This window comes from Mesorhizobium sp. M7A.F.Ca.US.007.01.2.1 (genome assembly GCF_003998165.1).
GTDB lineage: Bacteria > Pseudomonadota > Alphaproteobacteria > Rhizobiales > Rhizobiaceae > Mesorhizobium > Mesorhizobium ciceri.
Window position 1 is genome coordinate 1 of record NZ_RZQP01000277.1, and the last position, 7354, is coordinate 7354.

6 protein-coding genes and 1 pseudogene are annotated in these 7354 nt (G+C 63.7%); 6 read left to right on the top strand and 1 reads right to left on the bottom strand.

Annotation, left to right across the window (positions count from 1 at the left end; translation table 11 throughout):
- From EN949_RS30855 to EN949_RS30870, 4 genes and pseudogenes are all read left to right on the top strand, one after another.
- Positions 1–243, top strand: a pseudogene (locus EN949_RS30855) (sugar ABC transporter ATP-binding protein); the annotation flags it as partial.
- Complete coding sequence (locus tag EN949_RS30860; protein ID WP_024502456.1) at positions 236–1300, top strand: ABC transporter permease; 1065 nt, start codon at positions 236–238, stop codon at positions 1298–1300. The pseudogene EN949_RS30855 and the gene EN949_RS30860, both read left to right, overlap by 8 nt.
- A gap of 2 nt (positions 1301–1302) precedes the next feature.
- Entirely contained in the window at positions 1303–2337 is a 1035-nt protein-coding gene (locus EN949_RS30865; protein WP_127365669.1) for a Gfo/Idh/MocA family oxidoreductase, read from the top strand.
- Positions 2334–4172, top strand: coding sequence for a hypothetical protein (locus EN949_RS30870; protein ID WP_127365670.1), 1839 nt, complete (start codon positions 2334–2336; stop codon positions 4170–4172). The genes EN949_RS30865 and EN949_RS30870 overlap by 4 nt, the downstream gene beginning before the upstream one ends.
- Positions 4173–4174: 2 nt before the next feature.
- On the opposite strand, the gene EN949_RS30875 is transcribed toward EN949_RS30870, so the two are convergent.
- Entirely contained in the window at positions 4175–4888 is a 714-nt protein-coding gene (locus tag EN949_RS30875; RefSeq protein WP_013533062.1) for a transcriptional regulator NanR, read from the bottom strand.
- 174 nt (positions 4889–5062) lie between these two features.
- Here EN949_RS30875 and oiaX point away from each other — a divergent pair, with 174 nt between their 5' ends.
- Both oiaX and EN949_RS30885 read left to right on the top strand, forming a co-directional pair.
- Entirely contained in the window at positions 5063–6313 is a 1251-nt protein-coding gene (oiaX, locus tag EN949_RS30880; RefSeq protein WP_013533063.1) for a 3-oxo-isoapionate-4-phosphate decarboxylase OiaX, read from the top strand.
- Between the two features lie 4 nt (positions 6314–6317).
- The coding region (locus EN949_RS30885) for a four-carbon acid sugar kinase family protein (protein ID WP_164782591.1) at positions 6318–7354 on the top strand (1037 nt) is incomplete at its 3' end.

Below are 7354 nucleotides of genomic sequence, written 5' to 3' on the forward strand. Positions count from 1 at the left end.
GTCGGCGCCAAGGCCGACGTCTTCCGCACCATGCGCAAACTGTCCCGCGACGGTTTGGGGATTTTGTTCGCCACCTCCGATCTCGATGAGGTGATGGCGCTGTCGGACCGCATCGCAGTGATGAGCAACGGAAAACTGACCGGCATGTTCGACCGCACTGAGGCGACGGAGGCGGCACTCGTCGCCGCATCGGCGCTTGGCCACGGACCAGCCCCACATACGGAGAGCACCGCCCATGACTGACATCCCAGCCAAAGCGGCCGCTCCCTCCGCTTCCAGCGGCTCGGTGCTGCTGACAGTTATGAAGCTCAGGACCTTCATTGCGCTGATCGCCGTGCTGATCTTCTTCTCGATCGCGGCGCCGAATTTCCTGTCGACCGCCAATCTGATCCTGATGTCGAAGCACGTGGCGCTGAATGCGTTCCTGGCGATGGGCATGACCTTCGTCATTATCACCGGCGGCATCGACCTTTCGGTCGGTTCGATCGTCGGCCTGTGCGGTATGGTGGCCGGGTATCTCGTGCTCAACGGCATCGACCTGCAGATCGGCTACACCATCTATTTCAACGTCTTTGAGATCGCGCTGATCACGCTTGCCGTCGGCATATTGATCGGCGCCGTCAACGGCTTGCTGATCACCAGGCTAAACGTCGCGCCGTTCATCGCCACGCTCGGCGTGCTCTATGTCGCGCGCGGCCTGGCGCTGCTGTCGTCGGATGGCCGCACCTTTCCCAACCTCGTCGGCAAGCCGGAGCTTGGCACCACCGGCTTCGGCTTCCTCGGGGCCGGTCGGCTGCTTGGCCTGCCGGTGGCGATCTGGATCCTCATCGTCGTTGCACTGGGAGCCGCCTATCTCGCCAAGTACACGCCACTCGGTCGCCATATCTTCGCCGTCGGCGGCAATGAACGGGCGTCGCGGATTTCGGGCGTCCGGGTCAACATGGTCAAGATGTTCGTCTATATGTTCTCCGGTTTCTGCGCGGCGATCGTCGGCCTGATCATCTCGTCCGAGCTGATGGCCTCGCATCCGGCGACGGGCGAAAGCTTCGAGCTCAACGCCATTGCGGCGGCAGTGCTCGGCGGCACCTCGATGTCGGGCGGCCGCGGCACGATCGGCGGCACCATCGTCGGCGCCTTCGTCATCGGCATTCTTTCGGACGGGTTGGTGATGATGGGCGTGAGTTCGTTCTGGCAGATGGTGATCAAGGGCCTCGTCATCATCGTCGCTGTCGTCGTCGACCAGGCACAGCGCCGGCTTCAGCAACGTGTCACCTTGATGCAGATGGCAAAGGCAGGCTGAGCATGGCGGAACTGCGGGGAGCGCTGATCGGCTGCGGCTTCTTTGCCGTCAACCAGATGCATGCCTGGCGCGACATAGCGGGCGCCTCGATCATCGCCATCTGCGACCGTGACCCGGAACGGTTGCGGATCGTCGGTGACCAGTTCGGCATTGCGAAGCGCTATACCGATGCGGCGGAACTATTTGCCGGCGAAAGCCTGGACTTCGTCGATATCGCCACCACCGCGCCCAGCCATCGTCCGCTTGTCGAAATGGCGGCCGCCCACCGCGTTCCGGTGATCTGCCAAAAGCCGTTCGCGCCGACGCTTGCCGACGCAAAGGCGATGGTCAAGGCATGCGCGGAAGCCGGCGTTCCGCTGATGGTGCATGAGAATTTTCGCTGGCAGTCACCTGTCCAGGCGGTGCGGACCGTGCTCGATAGCGGCGAGATCGGCACGCCCTTCTTCGGGCGTATCTCCTTCCGCTCGGCCTATGACGTGTTTTCCGGTCAGCCCTATCTGGCGACGGGAAAGCGCTTCATCATCGAGGACCTCGGTATCCATATCCTCGATATCGCCCGTTTCCTGCTCGGCGACGTCTCGACCATCACGACACGAATCGCCCGCATCAATCCCGCCATTGCCGGCGAGGATGTGGCGACCATGCTGATGGACCACAAGAGCGGCGCAACCTCCGTGGTCGACTGCAGCTACGCGACGAAGCTCGCCACCGAGCCGTTTCCCGAAACGCTGATCGAGATCGATGGCAGCGACGGCACGATCCGGCTGGCGCAGGGATACCGGCTGACCGTCACCGGCAAGAGCGGCACGGCCGTCACCGACGTCTCGCCGCCGCTGCTGGCCTGGGCGTCGCGGCCCTGGCACAACATCCAGGAAAGCGTCGTCGCCATCCAGCAGCACTGGGTAGACTGCCTGGCAAAGGGCGTACAACCGGCGACCTCGGGCGCGGACAATCTCAAGACGTTCGCGCTGGTCGAGGCCGCCTATGCTGGGGCCGCGAGCCGGCAACCGGTGCAACTCGACGCCTCGCTGAAATGACCGCCGATACCTTCCTCCTTTACGGCACGCGCGTGGTCGAGGCCGAGCCGGTCAGGCTCAGCGCAGGCGCGCTCAGCGCCGACTTCGTCAACGGCAATCTGCGCACCATTCGGCATGGCGGCACCGAAGTGCTACGCGCCATCGCCTATATCGTGCGTGACCGCGACTGGGGCACCTATGAGCCAAATTTGACAGACCTGATCATCGAGCAGGGTGCCAACACTTTTTCGGTCAGCTATTCGGCAGGCTGCCTGGCCCCCGATGGAAGCCAGCTCGGCTTCCGCGCCACCATCAAAGGCTCCGCCGATGGTCGTCTGGTCTTCGACGTCCGCGCCCTACCCGAAAGCGATTTCGAAACCAATCGCTGCGGCTTCTGTATCCTGCACCCGATCGCCCGCCTCGCCGGCAGCCCGGTCACGGTCGAGCATACGGACGGCAACGTGGTGGCGACAAAGCTTCCCGAACTGATCGACCCCTGGCAGCCTTTCAAGGATATCCGCGCCATCTCCCATCAGGTTCGGCCTGGTGTCACCGCTGAGTGCCGGATGGAAGGCGATACTTTCGAAATGGAGGACCAGCGCAACTGGTCGGACGCCTCCTACAAGACCTATGTGCGGCCGCTGGTGCTGCCGTGGCCGTATGTGCTGCCTGCCGGCCAGCCCCTGCGCCAGACGATCAGCCTGCGCATCGCAGGTGACGGCAAAGCGCCGGCTGCCGCAGTGGCCAGCGAACCGGTCAGAGTCAAACTCGCCGAGGCGGGAGCAAGGCTGCCCGATATCGGCGTGATCATCTATCCCGAGGATGTCGAGACGGCGCTGGCGAACCTCTCCACGCTGGCGGAACTCGGCCCACAACAGCTGCTGTTTCACTACGATCCGACGCGCGGCCACGGGCTCGATGCCTTGCGCGCTTTCGCCCGGCTCGCAACTGCCTACGCAGCCGAAACAACCCTCGAATGCGTCGTTGCCTGCGCTGGCGATCTTGACGCCGAGCTGTCCGGCGTCGCCGACCTGGTTCGCCGGGCCGGGCTAAAACTCTCGGCCATTGCCGTGTCGCCGTCGGTCGACCGGCAGTCGACACCGCCGGGCAGCGCGTGGCCGGAATGCCCGCCGCTCGACGGCGTTTATGCGGCAGCGCGGCGGGCATTCCCCTATATCCGCCTCGGCGGCGGCATGTTCAGCTATTTCACCGAGCTCAACCGCAAGCGCGTGCCGGCAGACCAGCTCGATTTCGTCACCCACTGCACTTGCCCGATCGTGCATGCCGCCGACGATCTCAGCGTCATGCAGTCACTGGAGGCGCTGCCTTTCATCACCCAATCGGCACGGGCAATCTTCGGGGCAAAACCCTACCGGATCGGACCATCGACGATTGCCATGCGGCAGAACCCTTATGGCGGAGCGACCAAACCCAATCCCGGGGGACAGCGCATTGCCATGGCCGACAGCGATCCCCGCCATGCCGGCCAGTTCGCGGCGGCTTGGACGGTCGGCTATGCCGCGCGCGTCGCAGCCGCTGGGCTGGAACAGCTCACGCTCTCCAGCTTCACCGGACCGTTCGGCGTGCTGGCGTCATCCGGAGAACCCGTCGCGGAAGGATCGCCCCGGCCGCTCTTCAGAGCCATCAAGGGGCTTTGCGAACTGGCCGGCCTTGCGCATGTGGCGGCAGGGACGAGCGATGAGACCAAGGTGCTGGCGCTGGCTGGACGCTCGGCCTCGGGCGACACTGTCGTGTGGCTGGCGAACCTGACGGCGGACGACGTGCAGGTCGACATTTCAGCTTTTGGCCGAGGCCATCTCGTGATGACGCCTTACGAGATCCTCCGGATCGACTGACGTTATTTTTCGGAGTTCATCACGTAGAGCGCGCGCGAGCGTTCTAGATGCTTGATCATCGCCTTCTCGGCGCCGTCTGCATCCTTCAGTTCAATGCGGCCTATGATCTCTTCGTGCTCGGTGAGCGTGAACTTTTCCTTGCCGGTCCAGATCAGCATTTCGGTGTGGTATTCCTTCAGCCAGCCGAGCATCGCCTCGCTGACGGCGACATAGATCGGGTTGCCGGAGATCGCGGCGATCTGTGTATGGAACTTCATGTCGGCGGAGATGAAGGCTTCGGAAGCGCCGCGAAAGCCGCGCTGTTCGGCAACGGTGGCCCGCAGCCGCAGCACATCCTCGGCGGTGGCCTTTTCGGCGGCTTCCCTGACCATACCACGCTCGAAGAAGATGCGCGCGGTCTTCAGGTGCTCCAGCGTGTCTTTCGATGACGACAGGATGATCTTGGCGGCGCCGTCGACCTGCTTGATGATCGACTTGGCGGTGAGTTGCAGCACCTTGGCGCGTTCGCCATGCGAGATCGCAACCAGCCCCATATTGCTCAGCGCCTGCATCGCCTCGCGGATCGCGGGGCGGCCGACCTCGAAGCGCTCCATCAGCTCGCGCTCCGAGGGCATGTCGTCGCCTGGCATCAGCTCGCCGCTGGTGATCAGCCGCTTCAGCCGCAAGAAGACCTCATCGGAAAGCTTGCGCCGGACAATCGGTTCCGAACGGTTCATCGCCGCGAATCACTCCCTTGACCCGGCCCTATCTAACACTGCCGCCACAATTCCCGGAATTGCCGTCTGTCGATCCCGCTGCCGGATATGACTTGCAATACTTATGTACTCATTATACCAGATTTGAAACACCAGTGAACCTTTTTCGAACGCCTCGGCTTGAGACAGCGGACCATGATCACCCTCACCTACCGCATCGAAACGCCTGGAAGCATCGAAGCGCTGGCGGCCAAGATCGCCAGCGATCAGTCGACCGGCACCTTCGTAGCGCTGCCCGGCGAGACCGAGGAACTGAAGGCCCGGGTGGCGGCACGTGTGCTGGCGATTCGGCCTCTGCCCGATGCCGAGCGGCCGTCGCTTCCCAATGACGGTAAGGGGCCGTTCAGGCGCGCCGATGTCGACATCGCCTTTCCGTTCGATGCCATCGGCACCGACCTTTCGGCGCTGATGACGATTGCCATCGGCGGCACCTATTCGATCAAGGGCCTTACCGGGATTCGCGTCGTCGACATGAAATTGCCGGAGGAGTATCGCGGGGCACATCCCGGCCCACAGTTCGGTGTCGCCGGCAGCCGCCGGCTGACCAATGTGACTGACCGCCCGATCATCGGCACGATCGTCAAGCCGGCGCTAGGATTGCGGCCGCACGAGACGGCGGCAATGGTGGCGGAACTGATCGCCGCCGGCGTCGACTTCATCAAGGATGACGAGAAGCTGATGAGCCCGGCCTATTCGCCCCTGTCGGAACGGGTGAAGGCAATCATGCCGCTGATCCTCGATCACGAGCAGAAGACCGGCAAGAAGGTGATGTATGCCTTCGGCATTTCGCACGCCGATCCGGACGAGATGATGCGCAACCACGATCTGGTGGCGAAGGCCGGCGGCAATTGTGCTGTTATCAACATCAATTCGATCGGCTTTGGCGGCATGGCATTCCTGAGAAAACGCTCCGGCCTGGTGCTGCATGCTCATCGCAACGGCTGGGACATCCTCACCCGTCACCCCGGCCTCGGCATGGACTTCAAGGTCTGGCAGCAATTCTGGCGACTGCTCGGCGTCGACCAGTTCCAGATCAACGGCATCGCCTCGAAATACTGGGAGCCGGATGACTCTTTCGTCGAATCCTTCAAGGCGGTGACGACGCCGATCTTTTCGCCTGGGGACTGCGCATTACCGGTGGCAGGTTCCGGCCAGTGGGGCGGTCAGGCGCCCGAGACATATGCACGGACCGGCCGGACCGTGGATCTTCTCTATCTCTGCGGCGGCGGCATCGTCAGCCATCCGGACGGACCGGGCGCCGGCGTACGTGCCGTGCAGCAAGCCTGGCAAGCGGCGGTCGACGGCATTCCGCTGGCCGACTTCGCCTTGAACCATCCCGAACTGGCGCGGTCGATCGAAAAATTCGGCGACGGCAAGGCAGCCTGAGACGATGCAGGACCTGCTTCTCAGCTATTATGGCGACGACCTGACCGGCTCGACCGATGTCATGGAGGCGCTCGAGCTCGGTGGCGTGCCGACCGTGCTGTTCATGCGCCAGCCGGACGCGGCCCTGCTGTCCCGGTTTGGCCATTGCCGGGCGATAGGGCTGGCCGGCACCAGCCGCAGTGAGACGCCGCAATGGATGGACACGCATCTGCGCGATGCCTTCGCCTGGCTGAAGACGCTTAACGCCGAGATTTGCCACTACAAGGTCTGCTCGACCTTCGATTCCAGCCCGACGATCGGCAGCATCGGCCGAGCCATCGAGGTCGGCCGCTCGGTGTTCGCGCAGGATAGTGTGCCGCTGCTGGTCGGCGCGCCGCAGCTCAAGCGCTATACCGCTTTCGGCCATCTGTTCGCGGCCTATCGCGACCAATATTTCCGCATTGATCGCCACCCGGTGATGAGCCGTCACCCGACGACGCCAATGGATGAGTCCGATCTGCTGATCCATCTGTCGCGGCAGACGGCGCTGAGCTCCGGGCTGGTCGATCTTGCGACGCTGCAGTCGGCATCGCGGTCGGCGGCGTTCGATCGCCTGACCGGAAACGGCACCGCCATCGTGCTTGTCGATGTCGACAGTCTGGAGACGCAGGTTTTGGCCGGCAAGGAACTGTGGCGCGTTCGCAAGCCCGGCGGTTCTTTTGTCGTCGGCTCGTCCGGTGTCGAATATGCGCTGCTGGCCGAATGGACGTCGAATGGCGTCGTCAGCGCTGGGCCAGGCTTCACACCGCCGGGCGCTGCCGAGCGGATAGCCATCGTGTCGGGCAGTTGCTCGCCGACCACCGAACGGCAGATCCGGCATGCCCTGACCGACGGTTTCGACGGCATCGAGGTCGATCCCGTCGATCTGGTTTCGGAGGCCTCGCAGCAGGCGATCACGCGCGCAACGGCAAGCGGCCGTGCCAGTCTACAAGCCGGGCGCAGCGTCATCCTCTACACCGCGCTTGGCCCCACTGCCGACAGGGGCGCCGAAATCGACCGGGA

Bases quoted from the DNA above. Each gene is read 5' to 3' on its own strand.
- EN949_RS30860 (WP_024502456.1), top strand. From the start codon at position 236: ATGACTGACATCCCAGCCAAAGCGGCCGCTCCCTCCGCTTCCAGCGGC.
- EN949_RS30865 (WP_127365669.1), top strand. From the start codon at position 1,303: ATGGCGGAACTGCGGGGAGCGCTGATCGGCTGCGGCTTCTTTGCCGTC.
- EN949_RS30870 (WP_127365670.1), top strand. From the start codon at position 2,334: ATGACCGCCGATACCTTCCTCCTTTACGGCACGCGCGTGGTCGAGGCC.
- EN949_RS30875 (WP_013533062.1), bottom strand. From the start codon at position 4,888: ATGAACCGTTCGGAACCGATTGTCCGGCGCAAGCTTTCCGATGAGGTC.
- oiaX (WP_013533063.1), top strand. From the start codon at position 5,063: ATGATCACCCTCACCTACCGCATCGAAACGCCTGGAAGCATCGAAGCG.